Source organism: Stutzerimonas stutzeri, assembly GCF_000219605.1.
GTDB lineage: Bacteria > Pseudomonadota > Gammaproteobacteria > Pseudomonadales > Pseudomonadaceae > Stutzerimonas > Stutzerimonas stutzeri.
Genome location: NC_015740.1, coordinates 914,616 through 932,368 on the forward strand (window position 1 = coordinate 914,616; position 17,753 = coordinate 932,368).

Consider the following 17,753-nt stretch of genomic DNA (forward strand, 5'->3'; position numbering starts at 1 on the left):
GAGGATTGCCGTCATGCCGCACAACCTTTGTCTCAACCGCCAGTGCCTGGGCCTGGTTACCCGTATCGAATGCGTTATCCGCCCCCTCGCTGGCGGCAATGGCCTATGGACGCTGCTCTGCGCCGCTGGGCTGGCCGATGGTCAGCCCACCGCGATCAAGGTTCAGGGCCCCTTCCATGGGCCGGCCATGGCTGAGTCGGTGCTGCAGGCCATCGCCGACAATCTCGTCGGGCAGGGCTACCGCGAATCGGACGATCCCTCCATCTGGCAGCTGCACATGCAGGCCGAGCTGCGGCGAGTCAATGCCAACCAGGGGCGCTTCCTCAGCGGCTGGGAATGATCGTCACAGCGTCATCGATGTGCGGCCTTCTGGCGCTGACCTGCCGGTGACGGCCCGGTTCTGTCCTGGCGCCACGATGACCCTTTGCCCGCCTTGGTCCGCTCGACCCTGCTGCGTATACTCGCGCCTCGTTCAATTACCGCTGTGAGACCTCATGGAACGCATTCTCGAGAACGCCATGTATGCCGCTCGCTGGCTGCTGGCGCCCATCTATTTCGGTCTGGCATTTGCGCTGCTGGCCCTGGCGATCAAGTTCTTTCAGGAGATCTTCCATATCCTGCCGATGATCCTCTCCATCAGCGAGGCGGATCTGGTGCTGACCCTGCTGTCGCTGATCGACATGGCGCTGGTCGGCGGGCTGCTGGTGATGGTGATGATCTCCGGCTACGAGAATTTCGTTTCGCAACTGGACGTGGACGAGGGCAAGGAAAAGCTCGACTGGCTCGGCAAGATGGATTCCAGCTCGCTGAAGCTCAAGGTCGCCGCCTCCATCGTGGCGATTTCCTCTATCCACCTGCTGCGTATGTTCATGGACGTACAGCAGATCGATAGCGAAAAGCTGATGTGGTACGTGATCATCCACCTCACCTTCGTGGTGTCGGCCTTTGCCATGGGTTACATGGACAAGATCACCAAGCACTGACACCTCGCCTGCGGCAGTCATCGGAAAAGCTGTACAGAATTATTGTTTTGTTCAATATTCTGTATCGTTATTTCCTGAGTACTTGCCATGAACCTGAGCGACCTCGCCCGGCATGCCAATGCGGGGCGTATCGATGCCCTCGAGCTGATTTCCCTTGAGGGCGGCATCTATATCCTCGACATCTATCTGCAAGGCCAGCGACACGCGCTGGTCGACGAGCGCGGCAGCGTTTGCCATCTGCGCTCGGTCGAGCACGCGCGCGACCTGCTGCGCGACCTTCCCGAGCTGCCATTCCATCTGGTGCAGCAGTCCCCTTATGACGAGATGTGCGGCCTGGCGGATGGCGTTCGCGAGCCGCTGCGCGTACCCATCGGCATGCGTTCGCAGTGGTGAGACTCGCCAGGGCGTGTGCTGAAGGCGCTTCGCTGTGAGCGTAGCGGCGCTGCGGCTGGTGCTGGGGGACCAGCTGAGCTTCGAGCTGTCCGCCCTCGAAGGTCTTGATGTGGCGCGTGACCGGGTGCTGCTCGCGGAAGTGGCGGAGGAGGCAGGTCACGTTCCCCATCATCCGCAGAAGATCGCCTTCATATTCAGCGCCATGCGCCACTTTGCCGAGGCACTGCGGCTGCGCGGCGTGGCGGTGGACTATGTACGGCTCGACGATCCGGCCAACAGTGGCTCGCTGGCCGGCGAGCTGCTCCGTTTCGCGACGCTGCATCGGCCACGATCGATTCATGTCACCGAGGCCGGCGACTGGCGCGTCGAGCAGGCGCTCAACGGTTGCGGCCTGCCAATCACCTGGCATGCCGATCGGCGTTTCATCTGCTCGCGCAGCGAGTTCGCGCGTTGGGCACAGGGCAAGGCGCAGTTGCGCATGGAGTTCTTCTACCGCGAGATGCGGCGTCGAACCGGCTTGCTGCTGAATCCGGATGGCTCACCGGAGGGTGGTGTCTGGAATCTCGACGCCGACAATCGCAAGGCGCTGCCGCGCGGGTTACATGGCCCGATCAGGCTGTCCCTTACGGCCGATGACATTACCCGTGAAGTGCTGACACTGGTGAGCTCACGCTTCGCCCATCACTACGGCGGCCTGGATGGCTTCGATTACCCGGTGACCCACGCCGAGGCCGAGCAGCTCTGGAAGCACTTTTTGGATTTCGGCCTGGCGGCGTTCGGTGATTACCAGAACGCCATGGCCAGCGGCGATCCCTTTCTGTTTCATGCGCGCATCGCCGCGGCGCTCAACGTCGGACTGCTCGACCTACGGCGACTGTGCGCCGATGTCGAGGCGGCCTATCGAACGGGGAACGTGGCGCTGAACGCGGCCGAGGGCTTCATTCGTCAGCTGATCGGCTGGCGCGAGTACGTGCGCGGCATCTACTGGCTGCAGATGCCCGACTATGCGCGGCGCAATGCATTCGGCAACGACCGACCACTGCCGGAGTTCTACTGGACCGGTCGGACGCGGATGAACTGCATGCGCCAGGTGATCGGCCAGACGCTCGAACTGGCCTACGCGCATCATATCCAGCGGCTGATGGTGACTGGCAACTTCGCCCTGCTCGCGGGTATCGCACCGCCTGCGCTGTGCGACTGGTACCTGGCCGTCTACATGGATGCCTTCGAGTGGGTGGAGCTGCCCAACGTGCTGGGCATGGTGCTGCACGCCGACGGTGGTTACCTGGGGTCCAAGCCTTACTGCGCGAGCGGCCAGTACATCAAGCGGATGTCCGATTACTGCCAGGGTTGCTCATACAGCGTGGCCGAGAGCACGACGGAGAATGCCTGTCCGTTCAACGCGCTGTACTGGCATTTCCTGATGCGCCACCGTGAGCGGCTGCAGGGCAATCCACGAATGACCATGGTCTATCGCAACTTGACCCGCATGGACGAGGCCAGGCAGCAAGCGCTCTGGCAGCGTGGCGAGGCGCTGCTGGCACGGCTGGATGCTGGGGATTCCTTGTGAGAAGGAAGGCCGACCTGCCATCGAAGGTTTGTGCCCGCTGCGGCCTGCCGTTCACCTGGCGCAGGAAGTGGGCGCGCTGCTGGGATGAAGTGCGTTACTGCTCGCAGCGCTGCCGGGGCAGGTGAGCCACGCTGCGACGACTCCGGCTGTTCGGCTGTGCTAGTCTGGCCGACCTTTTTTACCTGACCGGAGCCCGGCATGACCGAACTCAATCTCTCCACCGACGAAACCCGCGTCAGCTACGGCATTGGCCGTCAGCTGGGTGATCAGCTGCGTGACAACCCGCCGCCGGGTGTCAGCCTCGACGCGGTGATCGCCGGTATTCGTGACGCGTTCGCCGGTGCTGCCAGCCAGGTCAGCCCCGAGGCGCTGAATGCCAGCTTCGCGGTGATCCGCCAGCGCATGCAGGTCGAAGCTCAGCAGAAGGCCGAGGCCGCCGCTGCCGAAGGCCGTGCCTTCCTCGCCGAAAACGCCAAGCGCGACGGCGTGGTGGTGCTGGAATCCGGTCTGCAGTATGAAGTGCTGTCCGCAGGCGACGGCGCCAAGCCGACCCGCGAAGACAGCGTGCGGACCCACTACCACGGCACCCTGATCGACGGCAGCGTGTTTGACAGCTCCTACCAGCGCGGCCAGCCGGCCGAGTTCCCGGTCGGAGGTGTCATCGCCGGCTGGACCGAGGCGCTGCAGCTGATGAATGCCGGTAGCAAATGGCGCCTCTATGTGCCGAGCGAACTGGCCTATGGTGCGCAGGGCGTCGGTAGCATCCCGCCGCACAGTACGCTGGTGTTCGACGTCGAACTGCTGGACGTGCTCTGACGCGGTTGCGATCGACGGTCTCTCGGTAGCTGTCGCGCAATGCGCGGCGGCGCTGGCCACGGGACGCACGTGTTCCCACCTCGGTGCGTGCGTTCAGGCCTCGATCGGCTCAGGGGCGCAACGCCCGGGCATAGCTGAACAGAAACAGATTGCGGATCTGCTCCTTGAGTACGCAGGGCTCGTTCGTGCTGAGCTCCTGCAGGTCGAGATCGCCCTGCTCGCGCAGCTCCTCCAGCGCCTCTCCTTCCAGTGAAACGCACACCGCGCCGGTGTTGCGGTCGAGTATCCGCAGGTAGGGTTGCGGCCGGTCCAGCCAGGCATCGATCAGATAGGTCATGCGGCACCTCCCATTCAGTTTGTTAATGAGAATAATTGTTATTCGCAAATATGCAAGCGCAATTATTCACCGCTCATGCGAGCGGAGAGGAGGGGCTTGATAGGAGGGGCGAGCTGCGCGCTTGGCGCAGCGTCAAGAAGGGTGTCAGTGCGTGCGGGCTACCGCGAAGCGGCAAAGCTGGACCAGTGCGTTGCGATACTGATTGGCCGGAATGACTTCGAGGCAGGCGATGGCGCGTTCGGCATAGTCGCGGGCGAGCTTGGCGGTGTAGTCCAGGGCGCCGGACGCCTCGACTGCGCTGCGGATGCTCTCCAGATCTTCCAGTCCGCCTTTCTGGATGGCCTTGCGCACCAGGGCAGCCTGTTCGGCGGTGCCTTCGCGCATCGTGTAGATCAGCGGTAGCGTGGGTTTGCCTTCGGCGAGGTCATCGCCAACGTTCTTGCCGAGGGTTTCGGCATCACCTTGGTAGTCGAGCAGATCATCCACCAGCTGGAACGCGATGCCGAGGTGGTCGCCGAAGGTACGCAGCGCCTCGCGCTGCTGCTCGCTGGCGCCGGCCAGCGTGGCGGCACTGTGCGTCGAGGCCTCGAAGAGCATCGCGGTCTTGCCGCGGATGACTTCCATGTAGATCTCTTCGGTGGTGCTGGCGTCGCGAACCTTCGACAACTGCAGCACTTCGCCTTCGGCGATGACCCGGGTCGCTTGGGAAATGATGCGCATGACGGGCATCGAATCCAGTTCGACCATCATCTCGAACGAGCGCGCATATAGAAAGTCGCCAACCAGCACGCTGGGCGCGTTGCCCCATAGCGCATTGGCGGTGGAGCGGCCACGACGCATGCCGGACATATCGACGACGTCGTCATGCAGCAGCGTGGAGGTGTGGAGGAATTCGATGATGGCGGCGAGCAGGCGCAATTGCTCACCCTGATGGCCCAGCGCGCTGCCGCTCAGCAGCACCAGCAGCGGGCGCAGGCGTTTGCCGCCGGCCGAAGTGATGTAATCCCCGATCTTTTCCACCAGAGGAACGCGCGAAGTCAGCTGCTTGCGGATGATGCCGTCGACAGCGGCAAAATCGTCCGCCACAACTTGATAGAAAGGCTGGGGTTGCATCGGGGACTCCTCGCAGATTGCGCGGCATGCTAGGGGGCGGGTCTGGCACTGTCAAGGCAACGCCCTTTGGCTATTGCGCGGGGTGTGGTGCATGCGTACAATCGCGGACCCTGAACTTCCCCCTGGGCATTTCCCTGCCTTACGCAATTGCACGGGCGTCACCTTCCGGCCCCATGCAGCCATGCCAGCCACTAATCATTCTTTCAAAGCGCTGGGTGAGCAGGATCAACGGAGATACAAGATGTACGCAGTTATCGTAACCGGCGGCAAGCAATACAAGGTTGCCGAAGGCGAATACCTCAAGATTGAAAAACTCGAAGTTCCGACTGGCGAAGCTGTCACCTTTGACCGCGTTCTGCTGATCGGCAACGGCGACGATGTGAAGATCGGCGCTCCGGTGGTCGATGGTGCCAAAGTCACCGCTGAAGTGGTTGCCCAGGGCCGCCACGACAAAGTGACCATCATCAAGTTCCGCCGTCGTAAGCACCACATGAAGCGTCAGGGCCACCGTCAGTGGTTCACTGAGGTCAAAATCACCGGTATTCAGGGCTAATCGGGCCTGAATCCCCATATAGGAGTATTGAACTCATGGCACACAAAAAAGCTGGCGGTTCTACCCGCAACGGTCGCGACTCAGAAGCCAAACGACTTGGCGTGAAGATGTACGGCGGCCAGGCCATCAAGGCCGGCAACATCATCGTGCGTCAGCGCGGCACCCAGTTCCACGCCGGTTATGGCGTTGGCATGGGCAAGGACCACACCCTCTTCGCCAAGGTCGAAGGCGTGGTCAAGTTCGAAGTGAAGGGCGCTTTTGGCCGTCGCTACGTGAGCGTCGTCGCAGCCTAACTGCGGCGTTGCTGGAAAAGCCCTGTCATGCGACGGGGCTTTTTTGTTTCTGTATCCTGTGAGGCTCTTGCCGAGAACCGCTTGGCGATCGTCCGGTTTTTCGCAAGATCCTTACGTTCTTGTTTCTTAAGCCCGTCCTGCGACGGGAGGCGTTCCCATGAAATTCGTCGATGAAGTATCGATTTTTGTAAAGGCCGGCGACGGCGGTAACGGCATGATGAGCTTCCGCCGCGAGAAGTTCATCGAAAAGGGTGGCCCCAACGGCGGTGATGGTGGTGACGGCGGCTCGGTGTATCTCGAGGCTGACGAGAACCTCAATACGCTGGTGGACTATCGCTATACCCGGCGCTTCCAAGCGCAGAACGGGCAGAAGGGCGGCAGCACCGATTGCACTGGCGCCAAAGGCGAAGACCTTATCCTGCCGGTGCCGGTAGGTACCACGGTCATCGATGCGGCGACCCAGGAAATCATGGGCGACCTGACCAAGGCTGGTCAGCGACTGCTGGTGGCGCAGGGTGGCTGGCACGGGCTCGGCAATACGCGTTTCAAGTCCAGCACCAACCGCGCGCCGCGGCAGACAACGCCAGGCAAGCCGGGCGATGCGCGCGACCTCAAGCTGGAGCTGAAGGTGCTGGCGGACGTCGGTCTGCTCGGATTGCCGAATGCCGGCAAGAGTACCTTCATTCGCTCGGTGTCGGCGGCCAAGCCGAAGGTGGCTGACTATCCGTTCACCACGCTGGTGCCGAACCTCGGCGTGGTCAGCGTGGGTCGCTACAAGAGCTTTGTGATTGCCGATATTCCGGGGCTGATCGAGGGTGCCTCGGAAGGTGCCGGGCTCGGCATTCGCTTCCTCAAGCACTTGGCGCGTACCCGTCTGCTGCTGCATCTGGTCGATATGGCGCCGCTGGACGGCAGTGACCCTGCCGATGCTGCTGAGGTGATCCTGCACGAGCTGGAGAAGTTCAGTCCGGCGCTGACGCAGCGTGATCGCTGGCTGGTGCTGAACAAGGCCGATCAGCTGCTTGAAGAAGAGCGCGAAGAGCGCGTCCGGCAGGTGGTCGAGCGGCTGGACTGGAAAGGACCGGTGTTCGTCATCTCCGCGCTGGAGAGCGAGGGTACCGAGGCGCTCAGTCAGGCGATCATGCGTTACCTGGACGAGCGCGCCGTGCGTATCGCCGAGGAGCCGGAGTATGCCGAGGCGCTTGCCGAGCTGGATCGGCAGATCGAGGACGAGGCGCGGGCTCGGCTGCAGGAGCTCGATGATCAGCGGGCGCTGCGTCGTGCTGGCGTCAAGTCGGTCGAAGAGGCGGATGATGACGACTTCGACGACGATGATGATGACGAGGGCGGCGCCGAGATCATCTACGTTCGCTGACGCGAGCGTCGGGCCGCTGTGAGGTCTGGTTCAGGCGGGTGATCGACGGGCTGGCTCGTGCGCAGCCCGATCCGGAAGTGTTTTGGCCGAATGGAAGGCGGGAACGATGCGGGACAAGGTGAGCGGCGCGCGGCGCTGGGTGGTGAAGATTGGCAGTGCGCTGCTGACCGCCGACGGTCGAGGGCTCGATCAGGCGGCGATGGCTGTCTGGGTCGACCAGATGGTGGCGCTGCGAGCGGCGGGCGTCGAGCTGGTGCTGGTCTCGTCCGGTGCGGTGGCCGCCGGCATGAGTCGTCTCGGCTGGGCTTCGCGCCCCAAGGCGGTGCACGAGCTTCAGGCTGCCGCTGCGGTGGGCCAGATGGGGTTGATTCGTGCCTGGGAGTCGAGCTTTGCGCGCTGCGATCAGCAGACCGCGCAGATTCTGGTCACCCATGACGATCTGTCCGATCGCAAGCGCTACCTCAATGCGCGCAGCACGTTGCGCACGCTCATCGATCTCGGCGTGGTGCCGGTCATCAACGAGAACGACACGGTGGTCACCGACGAGATCCGCTTCGGTGACAACGATACCCTGGCCGCACTGGTTGCCAACCTGGTCGAGGCCGATCTGCTGGTGATCCTCACCGATCGCGATGGCATGTTCGATGCCGATCCGCGCCATAACCCCGAAGCCAATCTGATCAGCGAGGCGCGTGCCGACGACCCGGCGCTGGATGCGGTCGCAGGCGGCACCGGTGGCGCCCTGGGGCGCGGCGGCATGCAGACGAAGCTCCGGGCGGCGCGCCTCGCTGCGCGTTCCGGTGCGCACACGGTGATCGTCGGTGGGCGCATCGAGCAGGTGCTGTCGCGCCTCAAGGCGGGCGAGCGGCTGGGTACCCTGCTGGCGCCTGAATGCAATCGGCATGCGGCGCGCAAGCAATGGCTGGCCGGGCATCTGCAGACGCGTGGCACGCTGACCCTGGATGAAGGGGCGGTGCTGGCCTTGCGTCAGGGCAACCGCAGCCTGCTGCCGGTCGGCGTGCGTGCGGTGCAGGGCGCGTTCCGTCGTGGCGAGATGGTGGTCTGCGTCGGTCCGCAGGGCGCCGAGGTGGCGCGTGGTCTGGTGAATTACAGTGCAGCCGAGGCGCAGCGCATTCTCGGGCGGCCATCCGACGAGATCGAAAAGCTGCTGGGCTATGTCGATGAGCCCGAGTTGATCCATCGCGACAACATGATTCTGGTCTGAGGTGTTCCATGCGCTTGGCGATTGCGGCACTGATGATGGGATTGGCCCTGCCGGGCCTGGCGGCTGCCGAGGAGATCGGCGCGGTCGACACGGTGTTCAAGTGGCTCGGGCCGAATCACAAGATCGTCGTCGAGGCATTCGATGATCCCATGGTCGATGGCGTGACCTGCTATCTGTCGCGGGCCAAGACCGGTGGAATAAAAGGTGGCCTGGGGTTGGCGGAGGATCGCGCGGAAGCCTCCATCGCCTGTCGTCAGGTCGGCCCGATTCGCATCAAGGGCAAGCTCAAGGATGGCGATTTGGTGTTCAAGGAGCGCACGTCGCTGGTGTTCAAGACCATGCAGGTGGTGCGTTTCTTTGACGAGTCGCGCAATGCGCTGGTCTATCTCGTGTACAGCGATCGGGTCATCGAGGGTAGTCCGCAGAATGCTGTGACGGCGATTCCGATTCTGCCCTGGCCGGTGACGCAATAATTGCCGTCGTCTGGATCCGTCGGGGTGAGGCAGAAAAAGCAGGCACAAAAAAACCGGCGCTAGGCCGGTTTTTTTACAAGAACCTGCAGTTAGGCTGCAGCAGCTTCGCCGAGGGCCTTGATGTGGCCGTTCAGGCGGCTCTTGTGACGAGCGGCTTTGTTCTTGTGGATGATGCCTTTGTCGGCCATGCGGTCGATGACCGGCACAGCGGCGGTGTAGGCTGCGCGGGCCTTGTCCAGGTCCTTGGCGTCGATGGCCTTGACCACATTCTTGATGTAGGTGCGAACCATGGAGCGCAAGCTGGCGTTGTGGCTGCGACGCTTCTCAGCCTGAATTGCGCGTTTTTTGGCGGAAGGGCTGTTGGCCACCGTCGAACTCCTCGAAAACGTGGGGATTGCAAAGCAAATAAGGCCGCGAATCATGCCGATGCGAAGGGCGTTTGTCAAGCCTGGTCGAATGGCTTGAGAAGCTGGCCGGACAGATGGGCTGAGGCTAAACTCGCCGCCTCATTTCGTGTCGTAACTGGCCATCGATCAGGCCGGCGCAGGGCGCCCGGTCGATCACTCTCGCTGCAACTCTAGGAAGACAAATGTCCGAAAAAATCGGCAAGGGCGGATTGTTGCGCTCCAGCGCCGTGGTCAGTGTCATGACCCTGCTGTCGCGCGTGCTGGGCATGGTACGCGATATGGTGGTCGCCAGCTACTTCGGCTCCGGTGCGGCGGCGGATGCGTTCTTCATCGCGTTCAAGATCCCCAACTTCCTCCGCCGGTTGTTCGCCGAGGGGGCCTTCGCCCAGGCCTTCGTGCCGGTGTTGTCGGAGTACCGCACCAAGCGCACGCTGGCGGACGTCAAGCAGCTGGTGGATCGTACGGCTGGCATGCTGGGGCTCATTCTGGCAGGGCTGACTGCATTGGGCGTGCTGTTCGCGCCCTATGTGGTGATGGTCTTCGCGCCGGGCTTTCATGACGATCCGGCGAAAATGCAGCTGGCCGGCGAGCTGCTGCGCATCACCTTTCCCTATCTGATGCTGATCTCGCTGACGGCCTTCACCTCGGGGGTGCTGAACAGCTACGGCTATTTCGCGGTGCCCGGCTTCACGCCTGTGCTGCTCAACGTCTGCATGATCATGTCGGCGTTGTTCCTGACCCCCTATTTCGATCAGCCGATCATGGCGCTGGCCTGGGGCGTGTTCATCGCCGGGTTCGCCCAGCTGGCTTTCCAGCTGCCGTATGTCGCCAAGCTGGGGCTGCTGCCCAGGCCACGAGTCAAGCGGGGTGACGAGGGGGTGCGGCGCATCATGCTGTTGATGGTGCCGGCGCTGTTCGGGGTTTCGGTGAGCCAGATCAATCTACTGCTGGATACCGTGCTGGCGTCCTTCCTGCAAACCGGCAGCGTCTCCTGGCTCTATTACGCCGACCGGCTGTCTGAATTGCCGCTGGGTGCGTTCGGCATCGCCATCGGCACGGTAATTCTACCGAGCCTGTCGCGCCAGCATGCTGGCGAGGATCCCAAGGCGTTCTCGGCGACTCTGGACTGGGCGCTGCGCATGGTGCTGCTGGTGGGCGTACCGGCGGCACTGGCACTGGGCATTCTCGCCGAACCGATGATCGCCAGCCTGTTCTACTACGGCGCCATGAGCGAGGAGGCGGTAGTGCAGTCGGCTCGGGCGCTGCAGGCGTACTCGCTGGGCGTACTGGCGTTCATGTTGATCAAGGTGCTGGCGCCGGGCTTCTTCGCGCGTCAGGACCTGAAGACGCCGGTGCGTGTCGCCGTGATCTGTATGGTGGCGAACATGGTGATGAACCTGATTCTGATCTGGCCGCTGCAGCACGTCGGCCTGGCGCTGGCGACTTCGCTGTCATCCATGCTCAATGCCGTGCTGCTTTTCTGGGGGCTGTACAAAATCGGCGTCTATCGGCCGGCACCCGGCTGGTGGCTGTTCGGCCTGCGCCTGGCGGCGGCCTGTGCGGCGATGGTGGCGGTGGTCTGGTGGCTGAACGTGCCGGCCCAGGACTGGTTCCAGTGGGGTTGGCAGCAGCGCGCGCTGCAATTGGGCTTGCTGGTCTGTGCCGGCCTGGCGGCATTTGCCGGCGGGCTCTTGCTGACGGGGTTGCGGCCGCGACATTTGCGGCATTGATCGCCACTGTCCGGCCGATGCAAACCTGTCCGGGATGCTCGGCACATGCGTATAATCGGCCACTTTTCAAGCAAGAAGTGCGGTATGCAGCTGGTTCGAGGCCTTCACAATCTGCGACCCCGGCATCGGGGCTGCGTCGCCACCATCGGCAATTTCGACGGCGTGCACCGGGGGCATCAGGCCATCCTGGCGCGGCTGCGCGAGCGTGCGGCCGAATTGGGGCTGCCCAGTTGTGTGGTGATCTTCGAGCCGCAACCGCGTGAGTTCTTTTCGCCGGACAAGGCGCCGGCACGGCTCACCCGGTTGCGTGAAAAGCTGCAGCTCCTGAGCGAGCAGGGCGTCGATCTGGTGCTGTGTCTGGCGTTCAATCGCCGCCTGCGTGAGCTGAGTGCCGCCGAGTTCGTCCATGCCACGCTGGTGGAAGGCCTTGGCGTGCGGCACCTGGAAGTGGGTGACGATTTCCGTTTCGGTTGCGACCGCGCCGGCGATTTCGATTTCCTGCTCAAGGCCGGCGCGGCCGAAGGCTTCTCGGTTGAGGCCGCGACCACCATTGAGGTGGATGGCGAGCGGGTCAGCAGTACGCGGCTGCGCCAAGTGCTGGCCGACGGTGACCTGGGCTGTGCCGAGGCGCTGCTCGGCAGGCCGTTCGGTATCACCGGTCGGGTCATGCATGGGCAAAAGCTAGGTCGCCAGCTCGGCGCACCGACTGCCAATGTGCAGCTCAAGCGTCGCAATACGCCGCTCAGCGGCGTGTTCGTCGTGACACTCGAGGTAGAGGGCAATGTGTTCGCAGGCGTGGCCAACATCGGCATGCGGCCTACGGTCGAAAGCGACGGCCAGCCCCATCTGGAGGTCCATCTGCTCGATTACCAGGGTGACCTGTATGGCCGTCTGGTGCAGGTGACCTTTCATCGCAAGCTGCGCGACGAGCAGCGCTTTGCCTCGCTTGAGGCGCTCAAGACGGCGATCGATGCGGACATCGCCGCTGCCCGTGATTACTGGCGGGCTTCATCCCTTATGACGAGTCAGGACTGAAATGACCGATTACAAAGCGACCCTCAATCTGCCGTCCACGGCATTTCCGATGAAGGCCGGTCTGCCACAGCGCGAGCCGGAGATTCTGCAGCGCTGGAACAGCATCGACCTGTACCGGAAGCTGCGGCAGATCGGCGAGGGACGCCCGAAGTTCATCCTGCACGATGGCCCGCCGTACGCCAACGGCAACATCCACATCGGCCATGCGGTGAACAAGGTCATCAAGGACATGATCGTGCGTTCGCGTACCCTCGCCGGGTTCGACGCACCTTACGTACCGGGTTGGGACTGCCATGGCTTGCCCATCGAGCACAAGGTCGAGACCACCTTCGGCAAGAACCAGCCAGCGGATCTGACCCGCGAGCGTTGCCGCGCCTACGCCGCCGAGCAGATCGAAGGGCAGAAGGCCGACTTCATTCGTCTCGGCGTTCTGGGCGACTGGGACAACCCCTACAAGACCATGGACTTCGCCAACGAGGCCGGGGAAATTCGTGCCCTGGCCAAGATGGTTGAGGGTGGCTTTGTCTTCAAGGGCCTGAAGCCGGTGAATTGGTGCTTCGACTGCGGTTCGGCGCTGGCAGAGGCCGAGGTGGAGTATCAGGACAAGAAATCCGATGCCATCGACGTCGCCTTCGATGTCGAGGACGCCGACAAGCTGGCCGCCGCGTTCGGCCTGGCCAGTCTGGCCAAGTCCGCCAGCATCGTCATCTGGACCACCACGCCCTGGACCATTCCGGCCAACCAGGCGCTGAACGTGCATCCCGAGTTCGTCTATGCGCTGGTGGACACCGGCGAGCGCTTGCTGGTGCTGGCCGAAGAACTGGTCGAGTCCTGTCTGCAGCGCTATGGCCTGGCCGGTGAAATCATCGCCCGTTGCGAAGGCAAGGCGCTGGAGCTGATCCGCTTCCGTCATCCGTTCTACGAGCGCTTCGCTCCGGTCTATCTGGCCGACTACGTGGAAACCGGTGCCGGTACCGGTATCGTCCATTCGGCGCCCGCATACGGCGAGGACGACTTCCGCTCCTGCAAGCACTACGGGATGGAGAATGACGACATTCTCGGCCCGGTGCAGAGCAACGGCGTCTATGTCTCGGATCTGCCGTTCTTTGGCGGCCAGTTCATCTGGAAGGCTAATCCGGTGATCGTCGAAAAGCTCGCCGAGGTGGGTGCGCTGCTCAAGCACGAGTCGATCCAGCACAGCTACATGCACTGCTGGCGGCACAAGACGCCGCTGATCTACCGCGCCACGGCGCAGTGGTTCGTCGGCATGGACAAGGTTGCCCATGACGGCAGTTCGCTGCGTCGTCGTGCACTGGACGCCATCGAGCAGACCGAGTTCGTCCCGGCCTGGGGGCAGGCGCGCCTGCACGGCATGATCGCCGGACGCCCGGACTGGTGCATCTCGCGCCAGCGCACCTGGGGCGTGCCGATCCCGTTCTTCCTGCACAAGGAAAGCGGCGAACTGCACCCGCGCACCGTCGAGCTGATGGAGCAGGTGGCGCAGCGCGTAGAGCAGGGCGGTATCGAGGCCTGGTCGAAGCTGGACGCGGCCGAGCTGCTCGGCGACGAAGCGGCGCAGTACGAGAAGATCACCGATACCCTGGACGTCTGGTTCGATTCCGGCACCACCCACTGGCACGTGATGCGCGGCTCGCACCCCATGGGCCACGAGCAGGGGCCGCGTGCCGACCTCTATCTGGAAGGCTCCGATCAGCATCGCGGCTGGTTCCATTCCTCGCTGCTGACCGGCGCGGCCATCGACGGTCATGCGCCGTACAAGGGCCTGCTGACCCACGGTTTCACCGTGGATGAGAACGGCCGCAAGATGTCCAAGTCCCTCGGCAACGTCATCGCGCCGCAGGAAATCACCGACAGCATGGGCGCCGACATCCTGCGTCTGTGGGTCTCGGCCACCGACTATTCCGGCGAGATGGCGGTTTCCAAGCAGATCCTGCAGCGCAGCGCCGATGCCTATCGACGCATCCGCAACACCGCGCGCTTCCTGCTCTCGAATCTCGACGGTTTCGACCCGGCGCAGCACATGGTGCCGAATGATCAGCTGATTGCGCTGGATCGCTGGGCCATCGACCGTGCGCTGCTGCTGCAGCGCGAGATCGAGGAGGCTTACACCAGCTACCGGTTCTGGAACGTTTACCAGAAGGTGCACAACTTCTGCGTGCAGGAGCTGGGCGGCTTCTATCTGGACATCATCAAGGACCGCCAGTACACCACCGGCGCCGACAGTCTGCCGCGGCGTTCCTGCCAGACTGCGCTGTACCACATTGCCGAGGCGCTGGTGCGCTGGATCGCACCGATCCTGGCGTTCACCGCCGAAGAGATCTGGCAGTACCTGCCGGGCGAGCGTAACGAGTCGGTGATGCTCAATACCTGGTACGAAGGGCTTGCCGAGCTGCCGGAAGGCTTCGAGCTGGGTCGCCCGTTCTGGGACAAGGTCATGGAGGTCAAGGCGGCGGTAAACAAGGAGCTGGAGAACCAGCGCAACGCCAAGGCCATCGGCGGTAACCTGCAGGCCGAAGTCACGCTGTATGCCGAAGATGCCCTGGTTGCAGAGTTGGCCAAGCTCGGCAACGAGCTGCGCTTCGTACTGATCACCTCTGCTGTCGATATCGCACCACTGACCCAGGCGCCAGCCGAAGCCGTGGACAGCGAATTGGTCGGCCTCAAGCTGGTGGTCAAGAAGACCGAGCACAGCAAGTGCGGGCGTTGCTGGCATCACCTTCCAGATGTTGGTGCTCATGCCGAGCATCCGGAAATCTGCGGGCGCTGCATCGAGAACATCGAAGGTGCTGGTGAGGTTCGCCACTATGCGTGACTCTGTGCTTACTGCCGTAGGGTGGGCTTCAGCCCCCCATTACGACGTGGCCTTCCGTTTCGGTGGGGAAAGGACCACCACCACCTTGCCGCGCGGTGTGCTAGCGGAGGCTGCGGTATGAGTGCACGTTTCGGCAGGCTCCCCTGGCTTTGGCTCAGTGTGCTGGTGATCGCCTTCGATCAGGCGACAAAACACTACTTCGAGGCCAATTTCAGCCTGTATCAAAAGGTCGACGTAGTTCCCGGCTACTTCGCCTGGACGCTGGCTTACAACACCGGTGCGGCGTTCAGCTTCCTCGCCGATCACGGTGGCTGGCAGCGCTGGCTGTTTGCCGTGATCGCGATTGGCGTAAGCGCTGTGCTGGTGGTCTGGCTTAAGCGTCTAAAACCGAACGAAACCTGGCTGGCCGTCGCGCTGGCGCTGGTTCTGGGCGGTGCGATTGGCAATCTCTACGACCGCGTGGTGCTGGGCCATGTGGTCGATTTCATCCTGGTGCATTGGCAGAATCGCTGGTATTTCCCTGCATTCAATATCGCCGATAGCGCCATCACCGTCGGCGCCGTGATGCTGGCGCTGGATATGTTCAAGGGCAACAAGACCGGAGAAGCCGCACATGACTGAACAGCGCATTGGGCCGGACAAGGAAGTCACCCTGCATTTCGCGCTCGGCCTGGAGACGGGTGAGCTGGTCGACAGCACGTTCGACAAGAAGCCTGCCACCTTCAAGGTGGGCGATGGCAACCTGCTGCCAGGCTTCGAGCAGCAACTCTACGGACTCAAGGCAGGTGACAAGCGCACCCTGCAGATTGCGCCGGAGCAGGGCTTCGGTCAGGTCAACCAGCAGAATGTGCAGGTCATGCCACGCAGTCAGTTCGCCGGGATGGAGCTCTCCGAAGGCTTGATGGTGAGCTTTCAGGACGCGGCCCGCACTGAGCTGCCAGGGGTGGTGAAGGCCTTCGATGACAATCAGGTCACTGTCGACTTCAACCATCCTCTGGCTGGCAAGACCCTGACGTTCGAAGTCGAAATCATCGACGTCAAACCGGTGTAACCGGCTCGCAGTCGGCGGAGGCGTTCGCGTCCGCTGGCTGACGAAGGGCACCCGAGAAAGCCCGCACGTATCGCGTTACACTCCCCCGTCATCAAGCCTTCGCGTGCCGAGACCCATCATGCAAATCAAACTCGCCAACCCTCGCGGCTTCTGCGCGGGTGTAGATCGCGCCATCGAAATCGTCAACCGCGCCTTGGAAGTCTTCGGTCCTCCGATCTATGTGCGACATGAGGTCGTGCACAACAAGTTCGTCGTGGAAGACCTGCGTGCCCGCGGTGCGGTCTTCGTCGAGGAGCTGGATCAGGTGCCGGACAACGTCATCGTCATCTTCAGCGCCCATGGCGTTTCACAGGCCGTTCGACAGGAAGCCGAGAAACGCGGCCTGAAGGTGTTCGACGCCACCTGTCCACTGGTGACCAAGGTGCATCTGGAAGTGGCCAAGTACAGTCGTGAAGGGCGCGAGTGCATCCTCATCGGCCACCAGGGCCACCCTGAAGTCGAAGGCACCATGGGGCAGTACGACTCGCGGAATGGCGGTGCGATCTATCTGGTCGAGGATGAAGAGGATGTCGCTCAGCTGCAGGTGCGCAACCCCGAGACCCTGGCATTCGTCACCCAGACCACGTTGTCCATGGATGACACCAGTCGCGTCATCGACGCGCTGCGCAGCAAGTACCCGAGCATCGGCGGTCCACGCAAGGACGACATCTGCTACGCCACGCAGAATCGCCAGGATGCGGTAAAGCAATTGGCCGATGAATGCGACGTGGTACTGGTGGTCGGCAGCCCCAACAGCTCAAACTCAAACCGTCTGCGTGAGCTGGCAGAGCGCATGAACACCCCGGCCTATCTGATCGACGGCGCCGAGGACCTCAAGCGAGAATGGTTCGAGAGCGTCGAGCGTATCGGCATCACCGCCGGCGCATCGGCGCCAGAGGTGCTGGTGCGTGGGGTAATGGAGCGGCTGAAAGAGTGGGGTGCCAGCGACATGGCCGAGCTGGAAGGGCGGCCGGAGAACGTGACGTTCTCCATGCCGAAGGAACTGCGGGTTAAGGCACTGTGATGCTTTCTCGTCAAAAAAGGGGTCTTTAGAGACCCCTTTTTTATTGTCTAGCGGAGCGCCTTCAGTTCAACGCCAGCAATCCGCTGCGCTCTTGCTGCCAGTGTTACCTTTGATGCCAAGGGCATTCAAAGTCAGGTTGCCGCATTTAGCGTCGCCGAAATCCTGTTCTGCTGTCAGCGTATACCCGCCGTCGCCATTGGTAGAGCCTACGGAAAGCGTGTACTTGCCTGTTTCCGAAGTGTTGCCGTTCTTCAGACCCAGCTTGGCGATATTCGCGTCGGCGGTTACGTAGGCGTTGTTCTGGCCGAAATAGCGCTCCTGTCGAGCGGCTGCATCGTTCAGCAGCGCCTGGCCTTCGGTACGGTTACCGCGTTTAACGTACTCGTCATAACTGGGATAGGCGATCGCCGCCAGGATCCCGATGATTGCGACGACAATCATGACCTCGATCAGGGTGAAACCGCTCTGAGCGCGCTTCATGTACTGCTCCATTAATACTGAGT

General features: G+C 62.6%; 21 protein-coding genes. 17 read left to right on the forward strand and 4 right to left on the reverse strand.

Features of this window, described 5'->3' with window-relative positions; all coding sequences use genetic code 11:
- The first annotated feature begins 13 nt into the window (after positions 1 to 13).
- From PSTAB_RS04275 to PSTAB_RS04295, 6 genes are all read left to right on the forward strand, one after another.
- Positions 14 to 340: a PA4575 family protein gene (locus tag PSTAB_RS04275; RefSeq protein WP_013981858.1), complete on the forward strand. Its 327-nt coding sequence runs from the start codon at positions 14 to 16 to the stop codon at positions 338 to 340.
- 154 nt (positions 341 to 494) lie between these two features.
- Positions 495 to 983, forward strand: coding sequence for a TIGR00645 family protein (locus PSTAB_RS04280; RefSeq protein WP_011912140.1), 489 nt, complete (start codon positions 495 to 497; stop codon positions 981 to 983).
- An 87-nt stretch (positions 984 to 1,070) separates the two neighbouring features.
- A complete protein-coding gene (locus PSTAB_RS04285; RefSeq protein ID WP_013981859.1) occupies positions 1,071 to 1,376 on the forward strand; it encodes a DUF6482 family protein in 306 nt (101 codons plus the stop codon).
- A gap of 34 nt (positions 1,377 to 1,410) precedes the next feature.
- On the forward strand, positions 1,411 to 2,946 hold the full coding sequence (locus tag PSTAB_RS04290) for a cryptochrome/photolyase family protein (RefSeq protein WP_013981860.1): 1,536 nt from the start codon (positions 1,411 to 1,413) through the stop codon (positions 2,944 to 2,946).
- Positions 2,943 to 3,071: a DUF2256 domain-containing protein gene (locus PSTAB_RS21075; protein WP_020306566.1), complete on the forward strand. Its 129-nt coding sequence runs from the start codon at positions 2,943 to 2,945 to the stop codon at positions 3,069 to 3,071. The genes PSTAB_RS04290 and PSTAB_RS21075 overlap by 4 nt, the downstream gene beginning before the upstream one ends.
- 73 nt (positions 3,072 to 3,144) lie before the next feature.
- Positions 3,145 to 3,762 carry an FKBP-type peptidyl-prolyl cis-trans isomerase gene (locus PSTAB_RS04295; protein ID WP_013981861.1) on the forward strand — a complete coding sequence of 206 codons (618 nt, stop codon included), beginning with the start codon at positions 3,145 to 3,147 and terminating at the stop codon, positions 3,760 to 3,762.
- Positions 3,763 to 3,871: 109 nt separating this feature from the next.
- Here the strand turns inward: PSTAB_RS04295 and PSTAB_RS04300 are convergent, their stop codons facing one another.
- Together PSTAB_RS04300 and PSTAB_RS04305 are read right to left on the reverse strand one after the other, a co-directional pair.
- A complete protein-coding gene (locus PSTAB_RS04300; protein ID WP_003281581.1) occupies positions 3,872 to 4,099 on the reverse strand; it encodes a PA4570 family protein in 228 nt (75 codons plus the stop codon).
- 144 nt (positions 4,100 to 4,243) lie between these two features.
- A complete protein-coding gene (locus PSTAB_RS04305; RefSeq protein ID WP_013981862.1) occupies positions 4,244 to 5,212 on the reverse strand; it encodes a polyprenyl synthetase family protein in 969 nt (322 codons plus the stop codon).
- 241 nt (positions 5,213 to 5,453) lie between these two features.
- Here PSTAB_RS04305 and rplU point away from each other — a divergent pair, with 241 nt between their 5' ends.
- From rplU to PSTAB_RS04330, 5 genes are all read left to right on the forward strand, one after another.
- Entirely contained in the window at positions 5,454 to 5,765 is a 312-nt protein-coding gene (rplU, locus tag PSTAB_RS04310; RefSeq protein WP_013981863.1) for a 50S ribosomal protein L21, read from the forward strand.
- A gap of 35 nt (positions 5,766 to 5,800) precedes the next feature.
- Positions 5,801 to 6,058, forward strand: coding sequence for a 50S ribosomal protein L27 (gene rpmA / locus PSTAB_RS04315; RefSeq protein WP_011912146.1), 258 nt, complete (start codon positions 5,801 to 5,803; stop codon positions 6,056 to 6,058).
- Between the two features lie 157 nt (positions 6,059 to 6,215).
- Positions 6,216 to 7,433, forward strand: coding sequence for an Obg family GTPase CgtA (gene cgtA / locus PSTAB_RS04320; RefSeq protein WP_013981864.1), 1,218 nt, complete (start codon positions 6,216 to 6,218; stop codon positions 7,431 to 7,433).
- 106 nt (positions 7,434 to 7,539) lie between these two features.
- Positions 7,540 to 8,658 (forward strand): glutamate 5-kinase, encoded by a 1,119-nt coding sequence (gene proB, locus PSTAB_RS04325; protein ID WP_011912148.1) that lies wholly within the window; start codon positions 7,540 to 7,542, stop codon positions 8,656 to 8,658.
- A gap of 8 nt (positions 8,659 to 8,666) precedes the next feature.
- Positions 8,667 to 9,131, forward strand: coding sequence for a CreA family protein (locus tag PSTAB_RS04330; protein WP_013981865.1), 465 nt, complete (start codon positions 8,667 to 8,669; stop codon positions 9,129 to 9,131).
- Positions 9,132 to 9,220: 89 nt separating this feature from the next.
- On the opposite strand, the gene rpsT is transcribed toward PSTAB_RS04330, so the two are convergent.
- Positions 9,221 to 9,499, reverse strand: coding sequence for a 30S ribosomal protein S20 (gene rpsT / locus PSTAB_RS04335; RefSeq protein WP_003288018.1), 279 nt, complete (start codon positions 9,497 to 9,499; stop codon positions 9,221 to 9,223).
- Positions 9,500 to 9,720: 221 nt separating this feature from the next.
- Between rpsT and murJ the strand changes: the two genes are divergently transcribed.
- The 6 genes from murJ (at position 9,721) to ispH (ending at position 17,250) form a co-directional block, all read left to right on the forward strand.
- The gene (murJ, locus tag PSTAB_RS04340) at positions 9,721 to 11,268 is read left to right on the forward strand and encodes a murein biosynthesis integral membrane protein MurJ (RefSeq protein ID WP_013981866.1); all 1,548 of its coding nucleotides are present in this window, start codon (positions 9,721 to 9,723) and stop codon (positions 11,266 to 11,268) included.
- Between the two features lie 84 nt (positions 11,269 to 11,352).
- The gene (gene ribF / locus PSTAB_RS04345) at positions 11,353 to 12,303 is read left to right on the forward strand and encodes a bifunctional riboflavin kinase/FAD synthetase (protein ID WP_013981867.1); all 951 of its coding nucleotides are present in this window, start codon (positions 11,353 to 11,355) and stop codon (positions 12,301 to 12,303) included.
- A 1-nt stretch (position 12,304) separates the two neighbouring features.
- The gene (gene ileS / locus PSTAB_RS04350) at positions 12,305 to 15,136 is read left to right on the forward strand and encodes an isoleucine--tRNA ligase (protein ID WP_013981868.1); all 2,832 of its coding nucleotides are present in this window, start codon (positions 12,305 to 12,307) and stop codon (positions 15,134 to 15,136) included.
- A gap of 117 nt (positions 15,137 to 15,253) precedes the next feature.
- Positions 15,254 to 15,757 (forward strand): signal peptidase II, encoded by a 504-nt coding sequence (gene lspA, locus PSTAB_RS04355; RefSeq protein WP_013981869.1) that lies wholly within the window; start codon positions 15,254 to 15,256, stop codon positions 15,755 to 15,757.
- Positions 15,750 to 16,187 carry an FKBP-type peptidyl-prolyl cis-trans isomerase gene (locus PSTAB_RS04360; RefSeq protein WP_013981870.1) on the forward strand — a complete coding sequence of 146 codons (438 nt, stop codon included), beginning with the start codon at positions 15,750 to 15,752 and terminating at the stop codon, positions 16,185 to 16,187. Before lspA ends, PSTAB_RS04360 begins: the two co-directional genes overlap by 8 nt.
- A gap of 118 nt (positions 16,188 to 16,305) precedes the next feature.
- Complete coding sequence (gene ispH / locus PSTAB_RS04365) at positions 16,306 to 17,250, forward strand: 4-hydroxy-3-methylbut-2-enyl diphosphate reductase (RefSeq protein ID WP_013981871.1); 945 nt, start codon at positions 16,306 to 16,308, stop codon at positions 17,248 to 17,250.
- A 66-nt stretch (positions 17,251 to 17,316) separates the two neighbouring features.
- Here ispH and PSTAB_RS04370 read toward each other — a convergent pair whose 3' ends face one another.
- Positions 17,317 to 17,730, reverse strand: coding sequence for a type IV pilin protein (locus PSTAB_RS04370; protein WP_041771921.1), 414 nt, complete (start codon positions 17,728 to 17,730; stop codon positions 17,317 to 17,319).
- Positions 17,731 to 17,753 lie beyond the last annotated feature (23 nt).

What these genes read in the sequence shown, in the direction of transcription:
- lspA (WP_013981869.1), top strand. Translation starts at nt 15,254, where the DNA reads ATGAGTGCACGTTTCGGCAGGCTCCCCTGGCTTTGGCTCAGTGTGCTG.
- ispH (WP_013981871.1), top strand. Translation starts at nt 16,306, where the DNA reads ATGCAAATCAAACTCGCCAACCCTCGCGGCTTCTGCGCGGGTGTAGAT.
- PSTAB_RS04305 (WP_013981862.1), bottom strand. Translation starts at nt 5,212, where the DNA reads ATGCAACCCCAGCCTTTCTATCAAGTTGTGGCGGACGATTTTGCCGCT.
- PSTAB_RS04370 (WP_041771921.1), bottom strand. Translation starts at nt 17,730, where the DNA reads ATGAAGCGCGCTCAGAGCGGTTTCACCCTGATCGAGGTCATGATTGTC.
- ileS (WP_013981868.1), top strand. Translation starts at nt 12,305, where the DNA reads ATGACCGATTACAAAGCGACCCTCAATCTGCCGTCCACGGCATTTCCG.
- PSTAB_RS04360 (WP_013981870.1), top strand. Translation starts at nt 15,750, where the DNA reads ATGACTGAACAGCGCATTGGGCCGGACAAGGAAGTCACCCTGCATTTC.
- PSTAB_RS04295 (WP_013981861.1), top strand. Translation starts at nt 3,145, where the DNA reads ATGACCGAACTCAATCTCTCCACCGACGAAACCCGCGTCAGCTACGGC.
- ribF (WP_013981867.1), top strand. Translation starts at nt 11,353, where the DNA reads ATGCAGCTGGTTCGAGGCCTTCACAATCTGCGACCCCGGCATCGGGGC.
- PSTAB_RS04275 (WP_013981858.1), top strand. Translation starts at nt 14, where the DNA reads ATGCCGCACAACCTTTGTCTCAACCGCCAGTGCCTGGGCCTGGTTACC.
- PSTAB_RS04300 (WP_003281581.1), bottom strand. Translation starts at nt 4,099, where the DNA reads ATGACCTATCTGATCGATGCCTGGCTGGACCGGCCGCAACCCTACCTG.
- proB (WP_011912148.1), top strand. Translation starts at nt 7,540, where the DNA reads ATGCGGGACAAGGTGAGCGGCGCGCGGCGCTGGGTGGTGAAGATTGGC.
- PSTAB_RS04330 (WP_013981865.1), top strand. Translation starts at nt 8,667, where the DNA reads ATGCGCTTGGCGATTGCGGCACTGATGATGGGATTGGCCCTGCCGGGC.
- cgtA (WP_013981864.1), top strand. Translation starts at nt 6,216, where the DNA reads ATGAAATTCGTCGATGAAGTATCGATTTTTGTAAAGGCCGGCGACGGC.
- PSTAB_RS04280 (WP_011912140.1), top strand. Translation starts at nt 495, where the DNA reads ATGGAACGCATTCTCGAGAACGCCATGTATGCCGCTCGCTGGCTGCTG.
- rpmA (WP_011912146.1), top strand. Translation starts at nt 5,801, where the DNA reads ATGGCACACAAAAAAGCTGGCGGTTCTACCCGCAACGGTCGCGACTCA.
- murJ (WP_013981866.1), top strand. Translation starts at nt 9,721, where the DNA reads ATGTCCGAAAAAATCGGCAAGGGCGGATTGTTGCGCTCCAGCGCCGTG.
- PSTAB_RS04285 (WP_013981859.1), top strand. Translation starts at nt 1,071, where the DNA reads ATGAACCTGAGCGACCTCGCCCGGCATGCCAATGCGGGGCGTATCGAT.
- rplU (WP_013981863.1), top strand. Translation starts at nt 5,454, where the DNA reads ATGTACGCAGTTATCGTAACCGGCGGCAAGCAATACAAGGTTGCCGAA.